The following is a 21,408-nucleotide window of genomic DNA, read 5'->3' on the forward strand; positions in this document are numbered from 1 at the left end:
ATTAAAATAGGCAGTCGGTTGAACTGTCGGGCAATATCCTAAAAAATATAATCCCAATCAAATATTCTTTCCCAAATGTCAGGCTTGGATATGGAACATTTCATTTAGTTTCCTAATCTGTTCGGGGCGACCCAGGACAATTACCTTACTCTTGGGCTTCAGTGGCAAATCAGCTTCGGGATTGATGATATAATTGCCATCTGGTTCAATATAGCCAATGATGGTACAGCCGGTTTTCCTTCTCAGATCGAGATCTCTCAGCGAATTACATTCCACCTGATCAGAAAAGTCTTCGATAGCCACTTCTTCAAGATTGGTAGTATGCTCCCCTTCCATAGAAAGTTTATCCATAAAGGTGATAAGGTCTGGTATTACTACCAGGGAAGCCATATGGTCCCCTCCTATCTTATCGGGCATGATCACCTTATCGGCACCGCCTAAATGCAATTTTTTTTGAGAAGTAACCTTTGATGCCCGGCTGATGATAAATAGGTTTTTATTAAGCTGTCTGGCTGAGAGAACGACAAACAAATTCTCTGCATCATCCGGAAGTGCTGCGATTAAGTAACTGGCTCGTTCTACACCGGCCTCTATCAATACGCTGTCTTCATTGGCGTCGCCTTCAATAAAAAGCACCTCGTTTTCATGTTTTTCTATGACCTCCCTGTCTCTTTCAATGACAATAAACGGACGATTATAAGCCTTTAATCGTTCTGCAGCCTGCATGCCATTTCGCCCGAAACCACAGACCACTACATGGTTAGATAAACTGTTGATTTGATTTCTCACTTTTTTCTTTTTTAAAAGTTGTAAAGAATTTCTGCTCAGGATGTATTCTGATATTACCGAAAGCGCAAAGGAAAAGATAATGACACTACTTATAATGAGCATCACGGTAAAAATCTTTGATTCGGCATCTAATGGTTTTACCTCCATAAATCCGACGGTCGTTACCGTAATGATGGTCATATACAAGGCATCTAACCAGTCATAATCTGATATATACCGATAACCCATAACTCCGATGATCAGCACAGTAATCATCAGTGCGATAGCTAGGTAGATCTTGGAACGAAAAAGTCGTAACATATTAAAGGTCAAAAACTGAAGTGCGTTTGGTATACATTAGATCTTTTATTCGCAGCCAGAATGCCAAAAACAGATACAAAGCAAATCCGAAACCCAAAGTCACAAAGGTCAGATATATAAAGGTTGTGCGCACCACACGGGCTCTTATTCCCAGACGTTCAGCTATTCGTCTTGAAACCTCAAACCCCCGTTTTTGAAAAAAGTATAGCAGGCGATAAAACAAATTCATACCTTAAAATTACTATTTTCCATACAATAAATAACTGCCCCAGTGGCATTGTAGACATTTATTTTTTCTGCAGAAATTTGAATAGAGATGAATAATCGCCTGGGATTCCAGTGTATTTCTTGAGGGAATCCCTTCTTTTTTAAAAATTCGGATCACTTTGTTTTGTTCTGCTTTCATCTCCTCTGCCCATTGTTTTATTCTGTGGTGGACCTTTTTTCCGACAGAAGCACCGTAGCATATCAGTATAGGAAAAACAGCATTTAAAAGGAGTATGTCCTTAAAAGTATCGCTGAGTTCCTTAACACCAGAAGGTGCTTCCCTTCCAAAAGTAAAATGAGAATTCCAATACGGACTAGCCTGGGCATGAAGCAGGGTTTTTAATGAGGATAGTGAATCTGCTTTTCTGATCTGATCGAAAAGATTGGGCCTCCTATGGTATAAGTGGGCAAATTGTGATAGCCTGATCGTAGGAAAATTATAGGGCCTTAGCGAAAAGAATTCAGGATGCTGGCAGGCATCAGCTATCAGATTATATTTTGTTTTTAAAAACAAATACTCCCTTTTCAGAGAGGAAAAATATGAACTGTCGCATTTATCTTCCTCCAGCAAACCGCTGAGTCCGAAGAGTACACTCTCCAGGGCAAGAGGATCCGGTGTTAATCTTCGAAATACGGAAAATGGAAGTGCCCGGTCCAGGCTGAGAAATGCCTGTCCGTTGAGGTTAAGGCCAAAGCCCTTTAACAACGCCTTAAACATTACGTATTCCCAATCGTTATCGAATTTGTGCAGCCAGAGTTCTATTTGAGAACATTTCACCTCAAGGCGTTGCCAGAACAGTTCTTCCCTCCATGAATTCAGCATATCATCGGGTACCCCGGAAAGTATTCCTTTACAAGCTAGTTCCTTAGGTATATTTTGTCTGGTGGATTTCCGAACCCTATTCAACACTTTTTGCGAAACAAGCTCAGAAAGTGACAAGGTGGGAATTGCCGTACCGTCCTTTCGAAGGACTTCGGTATCAGCTTCCCAGACAACGTGAAGAATCACCGTATTATAAGCGTGGTCTTTGTGATGTCCATGCAAATACCAGTCGGAAGCCTTTATGTGCAATTCCACATGGCCACTCCATTCGCTATCACCAATCTTTATTTTCGAGTGATGAAAATCGGGGCCTGAGAGAGAATTGGGTTCTCCCGCTGAAACCACATGGATGCTTTCTCCCCTGGTGGTGAAAAGAGCATTGATGGGAAAATTCTGTGATTCCCAAATACGGTGCAGAACGATCTCATACATCTGTAAATGTACGATCGTAGCCTGCAATCAGAATTCAGAAAAGAAGTAAATTATGACAAGTCGCCCTCCCATTCAAGCACACCACCCTGTAGGTTATAGGCACTCTCAAAACCGAGACTGTTCATGATGGCACACGCCTGCCCGCTCCTATTCCCGGAACGGCAATACACATAGTAGTTTTTGCTTTTATCGAGTTCCTGTAGAGCATCGACAAAAGCCTGCCCTGTATAGATATCAATATGCATCGCATCTTTGATAATCCCCTCTTCAACTTCTTCCGGAGTACGGACATCCAGAATTACTGCATTGGAGTCTTCACTTAACTTCTTAGTCCATTCTTCCTGAGTAAGATCTGCCATGTTTTCTATTTTGAATTGCAAAAATAGCAATACTTCCCTTTATAGAAAGGATTTGTTGATTCGACTTGCATGCTGCAAAAGGTATTGAATAATGTTGCCAGATAATTTAACAGATTTTTATCATTCAATTTCTTTTTAAATCAAAAGGAATACATACATTTGTATATACAATTGTTGTAGTTACATGAATGTTGAAGCTATTATAAAAACCAAGAAAGAAATTCCGCTCACCAGCAGAACGCTGATTCACCTAATGCTGGTTAATAACAAGGTAGTTGAAACCATTACCCATGCGCTTAAACCCTTTGGAGTATCATTGCAACAATTCAACGTACTTAGGATCTTAAGGGGTCAGGGAAACCAGCCTGCGAATCTCTCTACCCTCAATGAACGTATGGTAACTAAAATGAGCAATACGACAAGATTGGTAGACAAACTCCTGCTCAAGGGACTTGTAGACCGCTCCGTTTGTGAGGCCAACAGAAGGAAAGTCGAAATAACAATCACTAAAAAAGGTCTCGGCCTTCTCCAGGAAATGGATGAAGTAATAAAAAAGACCGAGAATTCTCTGGTTTCAGCTTTGAATGAAAAAGAACTAATTCAACTCAATACGCTCTTAGATAAATTTTAAAAAATTGCTATGAATTCATATTTAGAAAGTTTGAAATGGCGGTATGCCACGAAGAAATTTGATGACAAAAAAAAGATATCGGCCAGAGATCTTGAATTGTTACTCGAAGCCACTCGTTTGAGTGCCTCCTCCTTTGGACTTCAGCCATATCACGTATTTGTAATTACTGATCCTGAAATAAGAAGCTCTTTGAGAGAAGTCTCATGGGGACAGTCGCAAATTACAGACGCTTCCCATTTATTTGTCTTTGCCAATATCAAAACCTTTGGTCCTGAACTGATAGACAGCTATTTAAAAGAAGTTAGCGATGTTCGTGAAATTCCATCAGAAGGATTAAAAGCCTACGGGGAATTTATGAAGTCTAAACTGGTAACCTTTCCAGAAGAGGACAAACAAAACTGGACCGCCAAGCAAACCTATCTGGCCCTGGGCAATCTGCTCTCAGCTGCAGGGGCAATGCACATTGATGCCTGCCCTCTGGAAGGATTTGAAGCGGAGGCCTACGACCGGATTCTGAACCTGGATGAGCAGGACCTGACAACCTCCGTGGTTGTTGCCCTGGGATATCGATCAGAACAGGACGAAACCCAGCACCTTAAAAAGGTGCGAAGACCTAAAGAAAGTTTATTTACACATATATAATTATTTAAAAACAGTTCAATTATTAAATTTAAAATCATGAAAAAAACAATTCTCAGTATTTCTATGGCTCTTGTTTTCGGAGGTTTTGCCTCGGCAGCTACCGAACCGACAAATGTCATCACCAAAACAGTAAAGACCGAAGAGAGCTCGGTTATGTGGAAAGCCTACAAAGTAACAGGGTCGCATACCGGACTTGTTCAGCTTAAAGAAGGACAGTTGTCTTTTGACGGCGATAAACTGGTAGGTGGAAATTTTACCGTAGACATGACCTCTTTAATCTCTACAGATCTGGAAGGTGGATCCAAAGCGAAACTGGAAGGTCACCTGAAATCGGATGATTTTTTTAGTGTTGAGAATCATCCATCAGCATCGCTGGTATTTACCGAAGTGAAAGCGGTAGGGAAAAATTCTTATGAAGTTACCGGTGACCTAACCATTAAAGGTATCACCAAGCCAATCACATTTGATGTTTCAGTTTACGGAAGCAAAGCCACTGCTACAGCCAAGATTGACAGAGCTCAATACGACGTACGCTACGGATCAGGTAGTTTCTTCGACAACCTCGGAGACAAAACCATCTACGATGAATTTGATCTTGTGGTTGACCTGGAATTCTAGATTTTAAACATTCAAAATTAAAGTCCCGGACATGTTTTTGTCCGGGATTTTTTTTAAGGTAACCAGAGAATATCATCTCAAAATTCTATTTTTGGGCATACTTTTAAAGATGACACCAAAAAAAACAATTTCATCAATTTTTATTTTCCTCATTGGCTTCTGGATCCTGAGCGGTTGTAGTTCGGGATTTGATTATTCTATAGAACCCGTTTTAAATCCTAATAACATTGCCCCGCTGACTGCAGTTTTACAGATTGAAGCTGAACAACCGGTAAAAGCAAGTGTGAAAGTGCTGGGTGATATTCCATGGGAACAACAATTCGATGAAGAGTTCACGAATTCTGAAATACCAGTACTAGGTCTGTACCCTGATAAGAACAACCAGGTGGCCGTAAAACTGGAGTATGAAGGAGGAGTGATCCACGACACCCTTGAGATCAAAACGGGCAAACTCCCTACGAGAATTCCCCAAATCGTAATTAACACACTGGATCGGAGCAAAATGACTTCCGGTATGCACGGCTGCGATTTGCATTTTGCCAACAGGGGAAAATTTAGCTCAGGGCCATTAATTTTTGATGACCAGGGGGAAGTTAGGTGGTATCTCGACCTGAGTTTTGCCGGCAAAATGGTAAGTCCCTTCCAACGCCTCAGGGACGGAACTATATTGATGGTGAGCAGGCATGTGATTTACGAGTTTGATATGCTGGGAAAAATCGTCAGGGAAACTTCCATCAATAATAATTATGGAATGCACCACGATGTAGTAGAATTGCCTGATGGAAATTTACTGATCTGTGTAGGGAAGCGGAATAACTTTATTAAACTCGATGGTAATTACGTTGAATCGGATAGTGATTTTATCATTTTGTTCGATCGGAAAAAATCTAAAATTGTCAGAGAGTGGGACGTCGCCAAAGTATTAGATGTAAGTCGGAAGGAACTCAATTTCTTCAGACCCGGGGATTGGTTGCATATGAATGGCCTGGCATTTGACCCCCGAGATAATTCCATCATCGTCTCAGCAAAGAACCAGGGGCTCTTTAAAATTTCATGGAACAACCAACTGCAATGGATCCTGGCTCCAACAAAAAATTGGGGGAAGTCTGGAAGAAATGGCGATGGATTTGAAACCGCTCCTTTCTTACTTACCGCAGTGAATGGAGCAGGAGAACCCTATCCGGAAAATATCCAGCAAGGCGTTGAAAGTTCGGAGGAATTCGATTTTTCATGGGGTCCACATGCACCAAAACTCACACCTGACGGAACTTTGCTCGTTTTTGACAATGGGACCTACAGAAACTACAATCCAAAAATTCAGTATTCCCGGGCCGTGGAATACAACATTGATGAGGAAAATAAGACAGCAGAACAGCTCTGGCAGTATGGGAAGGAAAGGGGCCTCAATTTCTTTTCCACTATTGTAAGTGACGTGGACTACCTGCCGGAAACTCAAAATATACTTGTGACCTCTGGGTATCTTAAGGAAAATGGGCGCCTGGCTGCCAAAATTGTGGAAGTAGACCGAAGCAGCGGGAAGGAAGTTTTTGAAGCCACCCTTTATTTAAAGAGTTTGAAAGGTAACAGCACCCCTTCATGGGGTCAAACAGACATCCTTTACAGATCGGAGCGGATGCCCTTGAAATATTAAATACATATTAACCAAAAGAGTTTCCCAAGATTCACTTAAATAGATTTGAATATTTCAAATTCCTTTCTATATTTGATGCCATGAAAAGAATTACAGTAAATACTTGGTGGTGGAGTAACTTACGTCAGATGTCGTGAGCGAAGCACATTGAAGTACTACTGTACGAAAAGGCTTGTCTATCACGACAAGCCTTTTTGCATTCTTAAGCACTAGCATACCCAACGAATTTAGCATAATAAAATGCCGTATCAACTTAAGACCCATTACAAGAAAATCCTGGCAGACACCATTACTCCGGTTAGCGTGTATCTCAAGATCCGGGATCAGTTTCCCAACAGCATTCTGCTCGAAAGCAGTGATTACAGGGCAAATGACAATACGTTTTCCTATATCTGCTGCAATCCCATTGCCTCCATTACTATTGAAGATGAAAAGATCCGCGAGAAATTTCCGGACGGCTCCTTTAGCGAAACCGAAATTACTGAAACTACAGATGTAGCTGGTGCTATCCACAGCTTTGCCAAACAATTTAAAGTTTCTGAGCAGGGTTTCAAATTCATCAACAATGGTTTGTTTGGTTATCTGGCCTATGACGCCGTGAGGTATTTTGAAGACGTTGAGATCCGTAAAAAGGAGGACAGGAATCAAATACCGGATGTTTTCTATGCGGTCTACCAGAACATCATTGCGATCAATCACTTTAAAAACGAAGCCTATATCTTTGCCCATTGTTATGAGCGCGAGAGCAATGTGGATACGATAGAGCAATTACTCAATGCCCGTAATTTTGCTTCCTATACCTTTAGTAAATCAGGGGAAAGGGAAACCAATCTCCACGATGATAAATTCAAAGAATTTGTAAACCTGGCCAAAGAGCATTGTCATCGGGGCGATGTTTTCCAACTGGTACTATCAAGAAGGTTCTCACAGCAATTTAAGGGGGATGAATTTAATGTCTACAGGGCACTTAGGTCCATCAACCCTTCCCCTTATCTGTTCTACTTTGATTACGGTAATTTTAAAATCTTTGGCAGCTCCCCGGAGGCACAGCTTATTGTCAAGGACGGCAAAGCTGAAATCCACCCGATCGCCGGAACTTTCCGGAGAACAGGGAATGATGAAGAAGATGCTATTCTGGCAAAAAAGTTATCAGAAGATGCCAAAGAAAACAGCGAGCATGTGATGCTGGTAGACCTGGCGCGAAATGATCTCAGCAGAAATGGTTCCGAGGTCCATGTTGAAAATTACAGGGAAGTTCAGTTTTTTTCACATGTTATTCATCTGGTTTCTAAAGTTAGCGCTCAGAAGAAAAAAGATATTCCAACATTAAAAGTAGTCGCTGATACATTTCCGGCAGGAACCCTCAGTGGTGCACCCAAACACAGGGCCATGCAACTGATAGAGGATTACGAACCCACTAACCGCGGCTATTATGGAGGTGCCATAGGATTCATGGATTTTCATGGCAATTTTAACCATGCCATTATGATCAGGACTTTCCTAAGCAAAGATCACACCTTGTATTACCAGGCTGGTGCTGGTTTGGTTGCAGCTTCAGACCCGGAAGATGAATTGCAGGAAACTTATAACAAACTGGGTGCCTTAAACAAGGCACTGGAAATCGCTGAAGATCTCTGATATGATAAAAGTATTGGTAATCGATAACTACGACAGCTTTACCTATAACCTCGTTCATTACCTGGAAGAGTTGAATTGCGAAGTAGTAGTAAAAAGAAATGACAAACTCACCTTGGAGGAAGTAGCGCCTTTTCATAAGATCGTTTTGTCTCCGGGGCCCGGAATACCAGATGAAGCCGGACTGCTAAAAGAAATCATCAGGACTTATGCCCCAACCAAAAGTATTTTCGGGGTTTGTCTGGGTCAGCAGGCTATTGGTGAAGTTTTTGGAGGAAGGCTTATCAATCTCGATAAGGTTTACCACGGGGTAGCTACTGAAATCGAGATCACAAAAGAAGATCCAAATTTTAAAGGCCTTCCTGAAAAAATAGTCGTAGGGAGATACCATTCCTGGGTAGTCGACCCTCAACTTCCCGACGAACTGATCGCAACATCATTTGACTCCAACGGTCAGCTGATGTCTCTGAGACACAGTAAGTACGACGTGTCTGCTGTTCAATTCCATCCGGAATCTGTACTGACTCCGGAGGGTAAAAAAATATTAGATAACTGGATACGAAATACGGTATGAAAGAGACTTTAAATCGTTTGATCAACCAGGAAATCCTGAGCAAAGAAGATGCCAGGCAAATCCTGATTAATATGGCCGGGGGAAAATACAATCCTTCCCAGACCGCAGCCTTTCTTACTGTTTATATGATGAGGAGTGTCACCATAGAGGAATTGGAAGGTTTCAGAGACGCCCTCCTCGAACTATGCCTGGCAGTCGATCTGGATGAATACAATCCTGTTGATCTCTGTGGAACCGGTGGGGATGGTAAAGACACTTTTAATATTTCCACCCTGGCATCTTTTGTCACCGCCGGAGCGGGAATAAACGTAACCAAACACGGTAATTACGGTGTTTCTTCAACATGTGGAAGCAGTAATGTGATGGAATTTTTGGGAATTCGGTTTAGCAATGAACCCGATTTTTTACGCAGGAGTATTGATTCTGCCGGAATTTGCATTCTCCACGCCCCTCTGTTTCACCCTGCAATGAAGAATGTTGCACCTATACGCCGTGAACTGGCCGTAAAGACCTTTTTCAATATGCTGGGACCCATGGTTAATCCGGCTTTTCCAAAGAATCAGATCGTAGGGGTCTTCAATCTTGAATTAGCCCGGATGTATGGATATCTTTATCAGAATACAGACAAAAGATATACAATCTTACATGCCCTCGACGGCTATGACGAGATCTCCCTTACCGGACTCACGAAAACTATTTCTAATGCTACCGAAGCCATGCTCTCACCCGAAGATTTTGGTATTTTAAAAATCGAAAAGGAAGACATCCAGGGAGGGGCAACTATAGAAGATTCAGCTCAGATCTTTATGGATATCTTGCAGGGAAAAGGTACCGAAGCCCAGAACCATGTGGTATGTGCAAACGCAGGTATCGCCATAGCAACCGTTAAGGGTCTCACTCCGGCAGAAGGATTTATTTCCGCCCGGGAATCTCTGATGAGTGGTGCCGGTTTAAAAGCATTGAGAACACTTCAAGAACTCAGTAAATAATGGACATCCTTCAAAAAATAGTTAAGCACAAAAAGCGCGAGGTCGCTTTAAAAAAAGAGCTGGTCCCGGTCCATCAGCTAGAGGCAAGTAGTCTGTTTCAACGCCCTGCCCTATCCCTTTCAGCTGCATTGAGAAAAAGCGCATCCGGTGTTATAGCCGAATTCAAGAGAAGATCCCCTTCAAAATCGGTAATCAACCATCACAGCCCCGTTCACGAGGTAGCCATGGGTTATGAGCAAGCCGGCATCTGTGGGATGTCTGTACTTACAGATGGGCATTTCTTCGGGGGCAGTCTGGAGGATTTGCAAATGGCGAGGGCGACCACAAACATACCGTTGCTGAGAAAAGATTTTATGATCGATGAATACCAGTTCTTTGAAGCCAGGGCCCACGGAGCCGACGTCATTTTACTGATTGCGGCCATCCTGGATAAAAATACGATCAGAAGATTTACAGATCTGGCGCACGAACTGGGTTTAGAAGTATTACTGGAAGTCCATGACGAAAAAGAATTAATGCGGTCCCTTCTGCCGGATATCGATATGATAGGAGTTAATAACAGGAACTTAAAAACATTTGAAGTCTCCCTTGAAACCAGCAGAAAACTGGCTGCTGATATTCCCGGTGAGATTGTAAAAGTCTCAGAAAGTGGCCTTTCCAATATTGAGTCGATTCGCGAACTGAGGGGGATGGGATATCGTGGATTCCTCATCGGGGAAACCTTTATGGCAACAGAAGATCCAGGGCGGAAGGCTACCGAATTTATAAAAACACTTGAACAATGAAGATCAAGGTTTGCGGGATGAAATTTCAAGAAAATATAGCAGAGGTGACAGGTCTGCAACCTGATTATTTGGGATTTATTCTATGGGAAAAATCCCCCAGGTTTTTTAATGGCAAAATCAGCTCCCTTCCCAAAACCCTGAAAAAGGTAGGCGTATTTGTAGATGCACCTTTGAATGAAATAGTTGAAAAAGTCCGAACCATGTCACTGGACTATGTTCAATTGCACGGCGCTGAAACTCCGGAATTTTGTTCCCGGCTGAAAGAGGCGCTATCCACAAACAATGAATTGAAGGATGAAGTCCGGAACAGCGTTGGAATTATCAAGGCTATAGGGGTTGGTGATTCTTTTCCGTTTGAGAATCTGAAGCCCTATGAGGAGGTTGTGGAATATTTTTTATTTGACACTAAAGGCCCCTTACCCGGGGGAAATGGCTATGCATTTAACTGGGAGCTTCTGAATTCCTACACCTTGCAAACCCCTTTTTTCCTGAGCGGAGGAATTGGATTAAACGACATGGACAAACTAAGGAAGTTCCTGAACAGCTCCCTGGCATCAAAATGTCATGCTGTTGATGTAAACAGTGCCTTTGAAATCGAACCTGGATTAAAGAAAAAAGAAGATTTAGATACTTTTATTAAAAAAATAAAGCAGTGAAAATGAATACTTATCAAGCCGATGAGAAAGGTTATTACGGAGAATTCGGAGGAGCTTTTATTCCCGAAATGCTCTATCCCAATACTGAAGAACTCCGGCAGAATTACCTCAGTATTATGGAAGACCCGGCTTTTAAGTCGGAATTCCATCAACTTTTAAAAGATTATGTGGGAAGGCCTACTCCGCTCTATTTCGCCAAACGCCTATCCGAGAAATATCAGACCAAAATCTACCTGAAACGGGAAGATCTTTGTCATACCGGAGCCCATAAGGTAAATAATACCATCGGGCAAATCCTGATGGCCAAAAAGTTAGGAAAGAATCGCATCATCGCAGAAACAGGGGCAGGACAGCACGGTGTTGCTACAGCTACAGTCTGTGCGCTAATGGGAATCCAGTGCATAGTCTATATGGGGGAAATCGACATTGCCCGTCAGGCGCCCAATGTTGCACGAATGAAAATGCTGGGTGCTGAAGTAAGGCCTGCACTCTCGGGAAGCAGAACATTAAAAGATGCGACTAATGAAGCTATACGCGACTGGATCAATAATCCTGTTGACACCCACTACATCATTGGTTCTGTAGTTGGTCCTCACCCCTACCCCGATATGGTAGCGCGGTTTCAGGCTGTAATCTCTGAAGAAATTAAATGGCAGCTTAAAGAGAAAGAGGGGAAGGAACAACCGGATTATCTTGTGGCTTGTGTTGGTGGGGGAAGTAACGCCGCAGGCACTTATTACCATTACCTCGATAATGAAGAGGTAGGAATTATAGCCGTGGAAGCCGCCGGAAAAGGTGTGAATTCAGGTGAAAGTGCCGCCACCTCAGCTCTTGGAAAAGTAGGGATAATTCATGGGAGTAAAACGCTGCTAATGCAAACCGCAGACGGGCAAATCACAGAACCTTACTCTATTTCTGCCGGACTCGATTATCCGGGGGTTGGACCCATGCATGCCAATTTGTACAAAACAGGTCGGGCCGAATTTATTGCAATCACAGACGAAGAAGCTATGGAAGCTGGCCTGATGGTCTCCAAACTGGAGGGGATTATCCCGGCTATTGAAACTTCACATGCCTTCGCCATATTCGATTATAAAAAATTTAAAGAAGATGATATAGTGGTAATCAACTTATCGGGACGTGGGGACAAAGACCTGCAGACCTATATCGACTATTTTAATTTGTAGAGTGTTGACAAATCCGGTTTATCTGATAAAAACATGAACAGAATTCAAGAAAAACTTAAGGAAGATCACAAGTTGCTGTCGATCTATTTCACAGCCGGTTATCCAGAATTAGAGGACACGGTCTCCGTTATTGAAAAATTGGAGAAATCCGGGGTCGATATGATTGAGATAGGTTTACCCTTCAGCGATCCCCTAGCAGACGGGCCTACCATACAGGAGAGTTCAACTGCTGCCCTTAAAAATGGAATGCATACACAGCTCCTCTTTGAACATCTTAAGGATATTCGCAAGACAGTATCCATACCCCTTATCATCATGGGTTATTTTAATCCTGTTCTTCAATATGGAGTAAAAGCATTTTGCGAAAAATGTGAGGAGATTGGAATTGACGGACTCATTCTCCCCGACCTTCCCCTTGATGTCTATCAGGAAGAATACGAGGAGATTTTCAGGGCTCATGGATTACTCAATATCTTCCTGATCACTCCTCAGACCAGTGATGATCGGATTAGAAAAATAGATGGTGGTTCAGAAGGATTTATCTATATGGTGAGTTCTGCAAGTACCACCGGGGCCAAGTCTGGTTTTGGTGAGGAGCAAAAAGAGTATTTTGATCGAATTGCAGCAATGGAACTAAAAAATCCTCAAATCGTAGGTTTTGGAATAAGTAATGCGGCCACTTTTAATCAGGCGACTTCGAAAGCAAAAGGGGCCATCATCGGTTCTGCCTTTATTAAAATGCTGACCGAAAAAGGAACTCAGGGAATCGACTCTTTTGTTAAATCCATAAAACCGTAAAATTGGAACTACTTAATAACTGGAAATTGATGCTTTTGCTCTGCCTTACCCTGGGCCTTGCACCCTATTTCCCCGAACCTCATCTCTGGGGCAAAATCAAGTGGGTAGCCGGTGGTGCTACCGGAATGGCTTTTATGGACTGGTTCGACCTTCTTCTGCACGGCACCCCATTTTTATTATTGCTTCGTGCAGTCATAATTAAAATAAGAACCCCTAAGCAATAGGAGTTGAGAATTGTTTACATTTAATTTTTTTTTATAGAGCCCTGATACCATGAACAAGCTTTTTACACTGATTACGATTGTCTGTATTGGGATGATGGCCTATCCGCAGACCGATATTGCTATAAAATCACAGGTAAGACATGCCATTGACGAGTTAGTACAATTTGTGGCTATCCCTAATGATGCGCTTGAAGAAGCCGACATCAATCGAAACCTCAGCTGGCTTACTACCCGATTTAATGATCGGGGATTTAATACTTCTGTACTTCCCACAGAAGGAAGACCGCTGTTTTTTGCAGCCCTCCCAATGGAAGATGACAAGCCCACCATACTGATCTATATGCATTTTGACGGGCAATCAGTCGAGCCTGCAAAATGGAACCAACCCAATCCCTATAAAGTGGAATTAAAATCCCTTGAAAACGGGGTGTTTACTTCCAGGTCCTTCGATGATTTACAGGAAGATGTCAATTATGACTGGCGACTCTTTGGCAGGTCTACTTCGGATGATAAAGGTCCCATTGTAATGTTACTGAATGCCATTGATTTACTGCAGAAGGATAACAAAGAAATCCCGTTCAACATCAAGGTCATCCTCGATGGGGAGGAAGAAAAAAGCAGTAAGCCATTGCCTAAAGCGGTAAAGGCATACAAGGATCTACTGGCCGCCGATTTTCTTATAATTAATGATGGACCTGTGCATCCCTCGGGTAGCCCAACCGTGGTTTACGGTTGCCGTGGTATAACAACCTTGAGTCTTACCACCTACGGGCCTGAATTACCTCAACACAGTGGACATTATGGAAATTATGCCCCTAACCCGGGATTTCAGCTGGCACAATTACTGGCAGAAATGAAAGATACCGATGGAAAAGTAGTTATTCCAGGTTTTTACAAGGGGATCGAGATCGATGAGGCCACCATGGCTGTTTTAAAAAGCGTACCCGATGACGATTTAAAAATCAACGAACATCTGGCCATTAATAGTCCTGATAAAGTAGGTGATTTTTACCAGGAATCACTGCAATATCCATCCCTGAACATCCGAGGCCTGGGATCGGGATGGATTGGAGAAAAAGCCAGGACCATAGTTCCGGCTACGGCCACCGCCGAAATCGATATCCGACTCGTACCGGAGTCTGATGGCACTACACTTAAGAAGCTGGTTAGGTCGCATATTAAAGAGCAGGGCTTTTATATAACCGATTCTATCCCTACACGGGAAGAGCGCTTAAATTACCCCAGGCTCATAACTGTTAGGGAAGGACCTGTAACTGATGCTTTCAGGACTGATTTAAATAATAAATACGGTGATTTTTTAGTCCGTAGCCTGGCGGATGCTTTTGATAAGGATGTGGTTCAAATCAGGATTATGGGAGGTACAGTGCCTATTGCACCTTTTGTAAATGAATTACAGATCCCGGCTTTTATCGTTCCCATGGTGAATCCGGATAACAACCAGCACAGTCCGAATGAAAATCTCAGGATTGGGCAACTCGCCTATGGTATTCAGGTATTTTATCAAATTCTGAGCAACACCCTGTAACAATCAGAGGTTTTTGTAGAATTTTGAAGCCGTAAGCAGCGTAAATATATTATACCAGAATACTTTAGGGGTAAAATCGTTTTTTGTGGAAATGGTATCTAATGCTTCTCTGGCTTTACTAACCAATTCAGCCTTTTCTCCCAATGCGTATTCGTCCATCGAAATATATCCCATGTCCCAGGATTTAAACTGCCGCATTGATGTCGACCCTTTTGACAAAATTTCAAATTGGAAATGACGCTTGTCCTTTTTTATTTGGGTGTATAGCTGTTCAACGATTCCTTTTTCACCCTCCAGCAGTTGTATAAAAAAACCCTGATCGAACACCAGGCAGCCTGTAATATCATGCTGTTTATTAAAGGTAACAGCCTCACCGACAATCTCCATGATCTTCGAGGCAGTAAGGCCCTCTGCTGCCCTGGAACGATAGGTTAGCTGAAATATATTATTATTTATACCATACGAATTCATGACTTTTTTATCATGCTGAATTTCTACTCGCATTAATATTGCCGTACAAGGACCGTGTTACGATTTTCTCGTATACCTCTCTGTTTGAGGTTTCCTGACTGATCTTATGAAGTGCGTATTGCTGAATAACTAACAAGGGTAATACAATATTTTCGCGAATTTTTACAGATTCACGTGAAACTACCTCGTTCTCCATAAGGATTTTAAAGTTACTGATTTTAAGCAGCATGCGTTTAGAGAGTTCGTACTCTTCATGCAATAATTCCCAGAACTCACCAAATTCCGGATCATCTTTCATATATGCAGTAAGTTCAAAATAGGACTTAGATAAAGACATCATACTATTGAGCATCAGGGCTTCAAAAAAGGGTACTTCCTTGTAGAGTTTTTTTAGTTCACTAAGCCTCCCTTGTTCAACAAGGGCATTGAGGGCTGTTCCTATACCGTAATAGCCCGGAACATTCTGCTTCAGCTGGCTCCAGGAGCCTACAAAAGATATGGCGCGTAAATCTGAAAGTTCCAGTTTGGCCTTTTGCCCTCTCTTGCCGGGTCTGCTTCCAATGTTGGCCTTGGTATAATACTTCAGCGTACTTTTATTCTCCAGATAAGGAATAAATTTGGGGTGCTGTTTTAAGGCGTCGTACTTCTTATAACTCAACTGAGACAATTCTTCTATGAGTTTCCGAGAGGCCGCATTGATCACATGTTCTTTCCCAAAGAGGTTATTAGAAAGTCCTGCAGTGAGTAATTGTTCTGAATTGTGAATAAACTGCTCTTTTGTCCCGTAGGTACTGGTAATCGTTTGCCCCTGAATGGTAAGTTGAATCTCATTATTGGCGATATCCCGTGTTTGTGCCGCATAGAAGCGATGTGTTTTTCCTCCACCCCGGGCAGGAGGACCGCCTCTGCCATCAAAAAAGATGGCCTTATACCCGTGTTTCGAACATACTTTGGAAAGAGTTTCTTTCGTTTTAAATATAGACCAGTTGGCCTTGAGATAGCCTCCGTCTTTAGTCCCATCTGAGAAACCTAGCATCATAGTTTGCTTCTGTCCGCGTCTGGCCAGATGACTTTGGTATTCCGGAAGTGAAAACAGGGTATTCATGATCTCCTCAGATCGTTCCATCCCTATCATAGTCTCAAAAAGTGGCACTATGTCAAAGGCAATATCCTCAGCTGCATATCCGCACCAGCGAAATAGCGCATGAACAAAAAGCACCGAATTGACATCTTCAGAATTGCTGATGATATATCGGTTACACCCGTCTTCGCCATTCTTTGCTTTGATAGCTTTAAGTTGTTTAATATTGCGAATTGTGTCTTTCTGAATATCGTCATCGAAATCCTTTTCCTCTAATCGTATTTCCTTATGAAGCAGAATGTCAATTAGTTTTTTCTCCGGTATTTCAGTAAGCGATTCTTTTGCGATTCCTTGCTTTAAAAGGATTTGCTCTATCAATTGATAGTGCTTACTGTGATCCTGTCTGATGTCAAGCGTAGCAAAATGAGTTCTGAAAATACTCACCTTATCCATAAGCTTTTCGAGGTCCTCACTGTATAAGCTCTGATACCTACTTTCAAGCATTTCGCTAATCTCCTTCAGGGGGGCCATGATCTCATCGAAACTCAGGGCCTTACCTGCGTCGAACATAGCAACATAGAGTTGGTCCTGCAATTGATTTAGTGGCTTTTGAAGTCCTTTAAAAGTAAGTTTCTTCCTGAGTCTTTTTAGTTCATTGTAATAGCACTTCATAAGGGTAATCCGAAGCTCATCGGCTACACTTTTAGTAATTTCAGCCGTTACAAAAGGGTTCCCATCGCGATCTCCCCCGGGCCAGAATCCCAGTTTTAAAATATCATAGTTGACGAAATTTTCCTTGTGAACATTGGCTTTTATATAGCTGTAGAGTTCCCCAACCGCATCGTAGTAGATATTTCTGAGGATATAAATAATATTTTTAGCTTCCTCAAGAGGAGTTGGTTTTTTGGCATTGATCAAAGAAGTAAGGCCCAGTTGCTGTAATACCACATCAATATCATTGATTTTATCCTCTAGAATCAATTGTCTTAACTCCTCAATAATATCAAGCACAGCCGGCGTGTAGAATTGTGTGGGATGTGCGGTTAGGACGATGCGGGCGCTAAAGGACTCCAGTTGTTTCGATATTGTATTCCAGTTCTTCGTCTTGTCGACCATCTGGAAATAATCCCTGATAGACCTCGAAGTGCTGTATTCGTGTAGTTTGGGAAAAGCCGCATCCTCTACGCTATCATACAATACAACTTGTCTTTCCACGTATTGTATGATCCTGAACATAAAGTCGACTTTATCCTTTTCACTGGAAATCTCGGCGTAATTCTCAAAAAAATGATCGAGTATTTCCTGTGGTTTCAGTCCGGATTGCAGGCCCTTTTCACACTGATAGAAAAGAAGGGGGATCATTACCCCTATATTTTCAATATTTTGGTATGGGAGGTTGAGAAACAAGCTGTTGTAAACATAGAACTTGTTGGTGACCAGTTTTTTAAATTCTTCAAGGCGTTTGCTTTGTGGCATATGATTAACTATACTAGTTTGGTTGAACCGATAATTTAATCGGATTTAGCGCGGTAAAGATCATCATTAATCCGATTCTAATCTGTTTTGGAGAACCGAAATAACAAAATAAGGCATACTGACAACAAAACCAACAGCCTTCACAACAATGATTATCCCTTTCCCATCCCCGGTCATATATTGCAGATGTAATTATTGATAACAATTTTTCATTTTCACATAGTGTTCTCGTTAAAGGGCCCTGTTTTAAAGCAGGGTTCTTTTTTTTGCTCAGAAATAGGATTTGTACTGCATCACCCGGAAGTCGAATGTATTAAATTCAGGACGAGTCGCTTTTATTGCCTTATAAGTCTCCATGCTCCCTACTGCGCGATTCGCCGCCCCTGATGGTGCAGTGAGTGAAACCGTACGAATGGTTCTCCGGGGAAGGTCGAGCTGAAACTCGTGAATCCGGGGGACCTCAGTCACAACAGCTTTTAAGTGCAATCCCTGTTCTTTGATTTGTTTTCGGAAGAGGTATTCAGGACCGTTGGCACTATTTCCTCCTGTAAATAACAGTGTGTTAATATTCGGGTATTCCCTGAGGTAACCAATAATATCACGCAGTTCAATATCCTTCATCCCCAAATCCGAAGCATCCACTTTTTGTCGTCGTGCACTCGCTACAATATCACATATGGCGATACGCCTCTCAAGCAAAAACTGCTTTCGCTCTTCAATTGCTTTTTCAGAGGTTTCATAACTGAGATTAAGATCAAAAATAGTATCAAGAATACGCCAAAGTTGCCCATCTCGGCTGCCGTAGCAGAAATTTACGTCTCCGGATTTCAACTCGCCCTGAGTAAAACGTGGCGGAGGTAATGTACCGACAATCATCTTAGTGGCGCTATGAAAAAGGAAGGGCGGATATGGATGAGTGTGCAGGAACAAGGAATCTGAAACTTGGGGAACAAGGTACTATTTCTCCCCGACTAGTTCAAATACAGCTCCACTAGCAACTTGTTGCTTTGAGAAACAATAATTAACTTATAGAAAATTTTATAAAATGGGTAAAGGAGATAAAAGCAGTAAGCGCGGTAAAATAGCTAACAAGTCCTACGGAGTAAGACGACGCAGGAAAATAAAGAAAAGACCTACAGTAGAGGAAAAAATCAGTACAAAAAGTAAAACTTAATCAATTACAAATTGTAGTATAACCTCGCCCTCTTCTGTTAGGCTGAGATCATAGGTATAAAGGCCAAGGGGTAACTCTTCTTCCCCAACGAAGTCGATTGGCTGCAGTACAAAAGACTCTTCTCCTGAAGTAATTCTGATATAGGCATAACGGTATGCCATTTCGAATTCCTGATATTCCGAATAGGAATCAGAACCTAAATTCTCAAATATATGTTCTTCATCTGCTACGACAACCTCGTCGAATGCTAGGGAACTCGAGTTCTTTATCCTAATATTTACCGCAGATAAATCGTCGTCCCTGTCGGTACAGCCCAGGTTCATTACAGCCATTGTGACGAAAAGAAAGAGTACCTTTTTCATAAATTGAATATCTAAGAGCTTACAAGAAATTAAACGTAAACTTCTGCGAAATATTACCGAATAAAGACCGGTTGATCCTCTTTTAGGGTATGTTCCCTGCTAAACTGGTATCCGTCTTCCGCAAATCCCCTTATGTCTTCAATAGATTCAGCACCCGAAACTATCAGATACCTAACCATGGAACCCCTGGCCTTTTTGGCAAAAAAGCTCAGCACTTTAAGCTTGTCATTTTTCCAGTCCTTAAAAACGGGAGTAATGATCTTTGCCTTGAGCTTTTTGGAATCCAGGGCAGTAAAATATTCATTGCTCGCCAGATTTACCAGCATTTCGCCATCCTCCATCTCATCATTCAGGGCATTGGTAAGGATAGGTTTCCAGAATTCATAGAGATTCTTTTTCCTGCCAATTCTCAGGGATGTTCCCATTTCCAAACGGTATGGCTGAATTAGGTCTAGTGGTTTTAGAATTCCATACAAGCCGGAAAGGATGCGCAATTTTTCCTGGACATCGGCTAATTTATCCTCTGCAATTGTATAAGAATCAAGGCCCGTATAAACATCACCGTCAAAGGCGTACATAGCTTGTCTTGCATTTTCCGGCGTAAAAGGCAGGCTAAAATTCTGGTTGCGTTCCCAGTTGAGTTCTGCCAGGGATGCTGAAATATCCATCAATTTCATCAGCGACCTGGGTTTCTTTTTAACCATAACTTTCTGAATCCTTTCTGTCTCTTTCAGGAAGGATGGAATGCTGTGCTGATCTACAGGCACTTTAGTTTCAAAATCAAGTGACTTTGCCGGGGATATAACAATTTTCATAAAGCTGCAATTTCAAACGAAAATATAAAGGAAAATTAGAATTTTTCAATACACTGTCTAATTGTTTCTGATAGAGATATTGAAAGGACTTATACTATCGACTATGTTGGGAATAATGTCTCCATTTATCAATACAGCCAGCCATATCTTCCGGAATATCTGTATCGAATTTCATTTTTTTTCCCGTTTTTGGATGGATAAATCCGAGCGTTTTGGCATGAAGGGCCTGTCTGGGTAGAATTTTGAAACAATTTTCAACAAATTGCTTGTACTTGGTAAATGTTGTGCCTTTTAAAATCTTATCACCCCCGTATCGCTCATCGTTAAAAAGGGTATGACCAATATATTTCATATGCACCCTGATCTGGTGGGTTCGGCCGGTTTCAAGCTCGCAGGAGACCAGGGTTACATAGCCAAGTCGTTCCATTACCTTAAAATGAGTAATCGCTTCCTTCCCCTGTTCACCTTCCGGAAATACCTGCATCTGTAGTCTGTTTTTTGGATTCCTGGCGATATGTCCTTCTATAGTGCCTTCATCCTCTTCAATACTCCCCCATACAAGGGCAACGTATTGTCTTTCACTCGATTTCTCAAAAAACTGTCTTGCCAGATGGGTCATGGCTTCACTGGTTTTTGCGATAACCAGGAGTCCTGAGGTATCCTTGTCTATACGATGAACAAGTCCGGGACGTCCACTTGAATTTTCCGGAAGATCACCTATGTGGTAGGCCAGTGCATTTAAAAGCGTCCCTGAATAATTTCCATGTCCCGGATGAACAACCATCCCTGCAGCTTTGTTAACCACCAAAAGGGAGTCGTCCTCATATACAATATCCAAGGGGATATTTTCAGGTGTAAGAAGGAATTCATAAGGGGGATGTTCAAAGAGCACCCGTACTTCATCTTCAGCCTTTACCTTGTAATTCTGTTTTACAACCTGGTTGTTAACCCATATATTTCCGCCTTTAGCAGCTTGCTGAATCTTATTTCTGGTAGCATTTTCAATAAAGTTCATCAGAAATTTATCAACCCTTAGGGGTTCCTGACCTTTTCCGGCTGTAAAACGGTAATGTTCAAAGAGATCGTCTTCTCCGGGGTCCTGGGCGGCTTTGCTTTCCATAAA

At 42.0% G+C, this 21,408-nt stretch carries 24 protein-coding genes; 14 read left to right on the plus strand and 10 right to left on the minus strand.

Going from position 1 to position 21,408, the window contains the following annotated elements:
• Positions 1-78: 78 nt before the first annotated feature.
• From ACA086_RS12920 to ACA086_RS12935, 4 genes are read right to left on the minus strand one after another with little or no spacing between them, the layout of a single operon-like run.
• Positions 79-1,089 (minus strand): TrkA family potassium uptake protein, encoded by a 1,011-nt coding sequence (locus ACA086_RS12920; RefSeq protein WP_371003752.1) that lies wholly within the window; start codon positions 1,087-1,089, stop codon positions 79-81.
• Position 1,090: 1 nt separating this feature from the next.
• Positions 1,091-1,318, minus strand: a complete 228-nt coding sequence (locus ACA086_RS12925) for a PspC domain-containing protein (protein WP_369747214.1) — start codon at positions 1,316-1,318, stop codon at positions 1,091-1,093.
• A 12-nt stretch (positions 1,319-1,330) separates the two neighbouring features.
• Positions 1,331-2,611, minus strand: a complete 1,281-nt coding sequence (locus ACA086_RS12930) for a DUF2851 family protein (protein ID WP_371003753.1) — start codon at positions 2,609-2,611, stop codon at positions 1,331-1,333.
• 50 nt (positions 2,612-2,661) lie between these two features.
• On the minus strand, positions 2,662-2,970 hold the full coding sequence (locus ACA086_RS12935; protein WP_371003755.1) for a rhodanese-like domain-containing protein: 309 nt from the start codon (positions 2,968-2,970) through the stop codon (positions 2,662-2,664).
• Between the two features lie 184 nt (positions 2,971-3,154).
• Here ACA086_RS12935 and ACA086_RS12940 point away from each other — a divergent pair, with 184 nt between their 5' ends.
• From ACA086_RS12940 to ACA086_RS13000, 13 genes are all read left to right on the plus strand, one after another.
• Positions 3,155-3,601, plus strand: coding sequence for a MarR family winged helix-turn-helix transcriptional regulator (locus tag ACA086_RS12940; RefSeq protein ID WP_371003756.1), 447 nt, complete (start codon positions 3,155-3,157; stop codon positions 3,599-3,601).
• A gap of 9 nt (positions 3,602-3,610) precedes the next feature.
• On the plus strand, positions 3,611-4,243 hold the full coding sequence (locus tag ACA086_RS12945; protein ID WP_371003757.1) for an NAD(P)H-dependent oxidoreductase: 633 nt from the start codon (positions 3,611-3,613) through the stop codon (positions 4,241-4,243).
• A 36-nt stretch (positions 4,244-4,279) separates the two neighbouring features.
• Positions 4,280-4,861, plus strand: coding sequence for a YceI family protein (locus ACA086_RS12950; protein ID WP_371003758.1), 582 nt, complete (start codon positions 4,280-4,282; stop codon positions 4,859-4,861).
• Between the two features lie 109 nt (positions 4,862-4,970).
• Positions 4,971-6,512, plus strand: a complete 1,542-nt coding sequence (locus tag ACA086_RS12955; RefSeq protein ID WP_371003759.1) for an aryl-sulfate sulfotransferase — start codon at positions 4,971-4,973, stop codon at positions 6,510-6,512.
• Between the two features lie 240 nt (positions 6,513-6,752).
• Positions 6,753-8,150: an anthranilate synthase component I family protein gene (locus tag ACA086_RS12960; RefSeq protein WP_371003760.1), complete on the plus strand. Its 1,398-nt coding sequence runs from the start codon at positions 6,753-6,755 to the stop codon at positions 8,148-8,150.
• 1 nt (position 8,151) lies between these two features.
• Positions 8,152-8,721, plus strand: coding sequence for an aminodeoxychorismate/anthranilate synthase component II (locus tag ACA086_RS12965; RefSeq protein WP_371003761.1), 570 nt, complete (start codon positions 8,152-8,154; stop codon positions 8,719-8,721).
• A complete protein-coding gene (trpD, locus tag ACA086_RS12970; RefSeq protein ID WP_371003762.1) occupies positions 8,718-9,710 on the plus strand; it encodes an anthranilate phosphoribosyltransferase in 993 nt (330 codons plus the stop codon). The genes ACA086_RS12965 and trpD overlap by 4 nt, the downstream gene beginning before the upstream one ends.
• Positions 9,710-10,495 (plus strand): indole-3-glycerol phosphate synthase TrpC, encoded by a 786-nt coding sequence (trpC, locus tag ACA086_RS12975; RefSeq protein WP_371003763.1) that lies wholly within the window; start codon positions 9,710-9,712, stop codon positions 10,493-10,495. The genes trpD and trpC overlap by 1 nt, the downstream gene beginning before the upstream one ends.
• Entirely contained in the window at positions 10,492-11,151 is a 660-nt protein-coding gene (locus ACA086_RS12980) for a phosphoribosylanthranilate isomerase (RefSeq protein ID WP_371003764.1), read from the plus strand. The genes trpC and ACA086_RS12980 overlap by 4 nt, the downstream gene beginning before the upstream one ends.
• A 2-nt stretch (positions 11,152-11,153) precedes the next feature.
• The gene (gene trpB / locus ACA086_RS12985) at positions 11,154-12,338 is read left to right on the plus strand and encodes a tryptophan synthase subunit beta (RefSeq protein WP_371003765.1); all 1,185 of its coding nucleotides are present in this window, start codon (positions 11,154-11,156) and stop codon (positions 12,336-12,338) included.
• 33 nt (positions 12,339-12,371) lie between these two features.
• A complete protein-coding gene (trpA, locus tag ACA086_RS12990; protein WP_371003767.1) occupies positions 12,372-13,136 on the plus strand; it encodes a tryptophan synthase subunit alpha in 765 nt (254 codons plus the stop codon).
• 2 nt (positions 13,137-13,138) lie between these two features.
• Complete coding sequence (locus ACA086_RS12995; protein WP_371003768.1) at positions 13,139-13,360, plus strand: hypothetical protein; 222 nt, start codon at positions 13,139-13,141, stop codon at positions 13,358-13,360.
• Positions 13,361-13,409: 49 nt separating this feature from the next.
• Positions 13,410-14,906, plus strand: coding sequence for a M20/M25/M40 family metallo-hydrolase (locus ACA086_RS13000; protein WP_371003770.1), 1,497 nt, complete (start codon positions 13,410-13,412; stop codon positions 14,904-14,906).
• A gap of 3 nt (positions 14,907-14,909) precedes the next feature.
• Here ACA086_RS13000 and ACA086_RS13005 read toward each other — a convergent pair whose 3' ends face one another.
• The 3 genes from ACA086_RS13005 to ACA086_RS13015 form a co-directional block, all read right to left on the minus strand.
• On the minus strand, positions 14,910-15,377 hold the full coding sequence (locus ACA086_RS13005; protein ID WP_371003771.1) for a BLUF domain-containing protein: 468 nt from the start codon (positions 15,375-15,377) through the stop codon (positions 14,910-14,912).
• Between the two features lie 10 nt (positions 15,378-15,387).
• Positions 15,388-17,934: a phosphoenolpyruvate carboxylase gene (locus ACA086_RS13010; protein ID WP_371003772.1), complete on the minus strand. Its 2,547-nt coding sequence runs from the start codon at positions 17,932-17,934 to the stop codon at positions 15,388-15,390.
• A gap of 270 nt (positions 17,935-18,204) precedes the next feature.
• On the minus strand, positions 18,205-18,810 hold the full coding sequence (locus tag ACA086_RS13015) for a uracil-DNA glycosylase family protein (protein WP_371003774.1): 606 nt from the start codon (positions 18,808-18,810) through the stop codon (positions 18,205-18,207).
• 169 nt (positions 18,811-18,979) lie between these two features.
• Here ACA086_RS13015 and ACA086_RS13020 point away from each other — a divergent pair, with 169 nt between their 5' ends.
• Positions 18,980-19,108 carry a 30S ribosomal protein THX gene (locus tag ACA086_RS13020; RefSeq protein ID WP_371003775.1) on the plus strand — a complete coding sequence of 43 codons (129 nt, stop codon included), beginning with the start codon at positions 18,980-18,982 and terminating at the stop codon, positions 19,106-19,108.
• Here the strand turns inward: ACA086_RS13020 and ACA086_RS13025 are convergent.
• The 3 genes from ACA086_RS13025 to ACA086_RS13035 form a co-directional block, all read right to left on the minus strand.
• The gene (locus ACA086_RS13025; RefSeq protein ID WP_371003776.1) at positions 19,105-19,470 is read right to left on the minus strand and encodes a hypothetical protein; all 366 of its coding nucleotides are present in this window, start codon (positions 19,468-19,470) and stop codon (positions 19,105-19,107) included. The genes ACA086_RS13020 and ACA086_RS13025 overlap by 4 nt on opposite strands.
• Positions 19,471-19,523: 53 nt before the next feature.
• Positions 19,524-20,285 (minus strand): peroxide stress protein YaaA, encoded by a 762-nt coding sequence (yaaA, locus tag ACA086_RS13030; RefSeq protein ID WP_371003777.1) that lies wholly within the window; start codon positions 20,283-20,285, stop codon positions 19,524-19,526.
• 94 nt (positions 20,286-20,379) lie between these two features.
• Positions 20,380-21,405, minus strand: coding sequence for an RluA family pseudouridine synthase (locus ACA086_RS13035; protein WP_371003778.1), 1,026 nt, complete (start codon positions 21,403-21,405; stop codon positions 20,380-20,382).
• Positions 21,406-21,408 lie beyond the last annotated feature (3 nt).

The organism is Muriicola sp. E247, assembly GCF_041358175.1.
Classification (GTDB): domain Bacteria; phylum Bacteroidota; class Bacteroidia; order Flavobacteriales; family Flavobacteriaceae; genus Muriicola.

Excerpts from the sequence above, each read along its gene's own strand:
- ACA086_RS12920 (WP_371003752.1), bottom strand. The coding sequence starts at position 1,089 with ATGTTACGACTTTTTCGTTCCAAGATCTACCTAGCTATCGCACTGATG.
- ACA086_RS12925 (WP_369747214.1), bottom strand. The coding sequence starts at position 1,318 with ATGAATTTGTTTTATCGCCTGCTATACTTTTTTCAAAAACGGGGGTTT.
- ACA086_RS12930 (WP_371003753.1), bottom strand. The coding sequence starts at position 2,611 with ATGTATGAGATCGTTCTGCACCGTATTTGGGAATCACAGAATTTTCCC.
- ACA086_RS12935 (WP_371003755.1), bottom strand. The coding sequence starts at position 2,970 with ATGGCAGATCTTACTCAGGAAGAATGGACTAAGAAGTTAAGTGAAGAC.
- ACA086_RS12940 (WP_371003756.1), top strand. The coding sequence starts at position 3,155 with ATGAATGTTGAAGCTATTATAAAAACCAAGAAAGAAATTCCGCTCACC.
- ACA086_RS12945 (WP_371003757.1), top strand. The coding sequence starts at position 3,611 with ATGAATTCATATTTAGAAAGTTTGAAATGGCGGTATGCCACGAAGAAA.
- ACA086_RS12950 (WP_371003758.1), top strand. The coding sequence starts at position 4,280 with ATGAAAAAAACAATTCTCAGTATTTCTATGGCTCTTGTTTTCGGAGGT.
- ACA086_RS12955 (WP_371003759.1), top strand. The coding sequence starts at position 4,971 with ATGACACCAAAAAAAACAATTTCATCAATTTTTATTTTCCTCATTGGC.
- ACA086_RS12960 (WP_371003760.1), top strand. The coding sequence starts at position 6,753 with ATGCCGTATCAACTTAAGACCCATTACAAGAAAATCCTGGCAGACACC.
- ACA086_RS12965 (WP_371003761.1), top strand. The coding sequence starts at position 8,152 with ATGATAAAAGTATTGGTAATCGATAACTACGACAGCTTTACCTATAAC.
- trpD (WP_371003762.1), top strand. The coding sequence starts at position 8,718 with ATGAAAGAGACTTTAAATCGTTTGATCAACCAGGAAATCCTGAGCAAA.
- trpC (WP_371003763.1), top strand. The coding sequence starts at position 9,710 with ATGGACATCCTTCAAAAAATAGTTAAGCACAAAAAGCGCGAGGTCGCT.
- ACA086_RS12980 (WP_371003764.1), top strand. The coding sequence starts at position 10,492 with ATGAAGATCAAGGTTTGCGGGATGAAATTTCAAGAAAATATAGCAGAG.
- trpB (WP_371003765.1), top strand. The coding sequence starts at position 11,154 with ATGAATACTTATCAAGCCGATGAGAAAGGTTATTACGGAGAATTCGGA.
- trpA (WP_371003767.1), top strand. The coding sequence starts at position 12,372 with ATGAACAGAATTCAAGAAAAACTTAAGGAAGATCACAAGTTGCTGTCG.
- ACA086_RS13000 (WP_371003770.1), top strand. The coding sequence starts at position 13,410 with ATGAACAAGCTTTTTACACTGATTACGATTGTCTGTATTGGGATGATG.
- ACA086_RS13005 (WP_371003771.1), bottom strand. The coding sequence starts at position 15,377 with ATGAATTCGTATGGTATAAATAATAATATATTTCAGCTAACCTATCGT.
- ACA086_RS13010 (WP_371003772.1), bottom strand. The coding sequence starts at position 17,934 with ATGCCACAAAGCAAACGCCTTGAAGAATTTAAAAAACTGGTCACCAAC.
- ACA086_RS13015 (WP_371003774.1), bottom strand. The coding sequence starts at position 18,810 with ATGATTGTCGGTACATTACCTCCGCCACGTTTTACTCAGGGCGAGTTG.
- ACA086_RS13020 (WP_371003775.1), top strand. The coding sequence starts at position 18,980 with ATGGGTAAAGGAGATAAAAGCAGTAAGCGCGGTAAAATAGCTAACAAG.
- ACA086_RS13025 (WP_371003776.1), bottom strand. The coding sequence starts at position 19,470 with ATGAAAAAGGTACTCTTTCTTTTCGTCACAATGGCTGTAATGAACCTG.
- yaaA (WP_371003777.1), bottom strand. The coding sequence starts at position 20,285 with ATGAAAATTGTTATATCCCCGGCAAAGTCACTTGATTTTGAAACTAAA.
- ACA086_RS13035 (WP_371003778.1), bottom strand. The coding sequence starts at position 21,405 with ATGGAAAGCAAAGCCGCCCAGGACCCCGGAGAAGACGATCTCTTTGAA.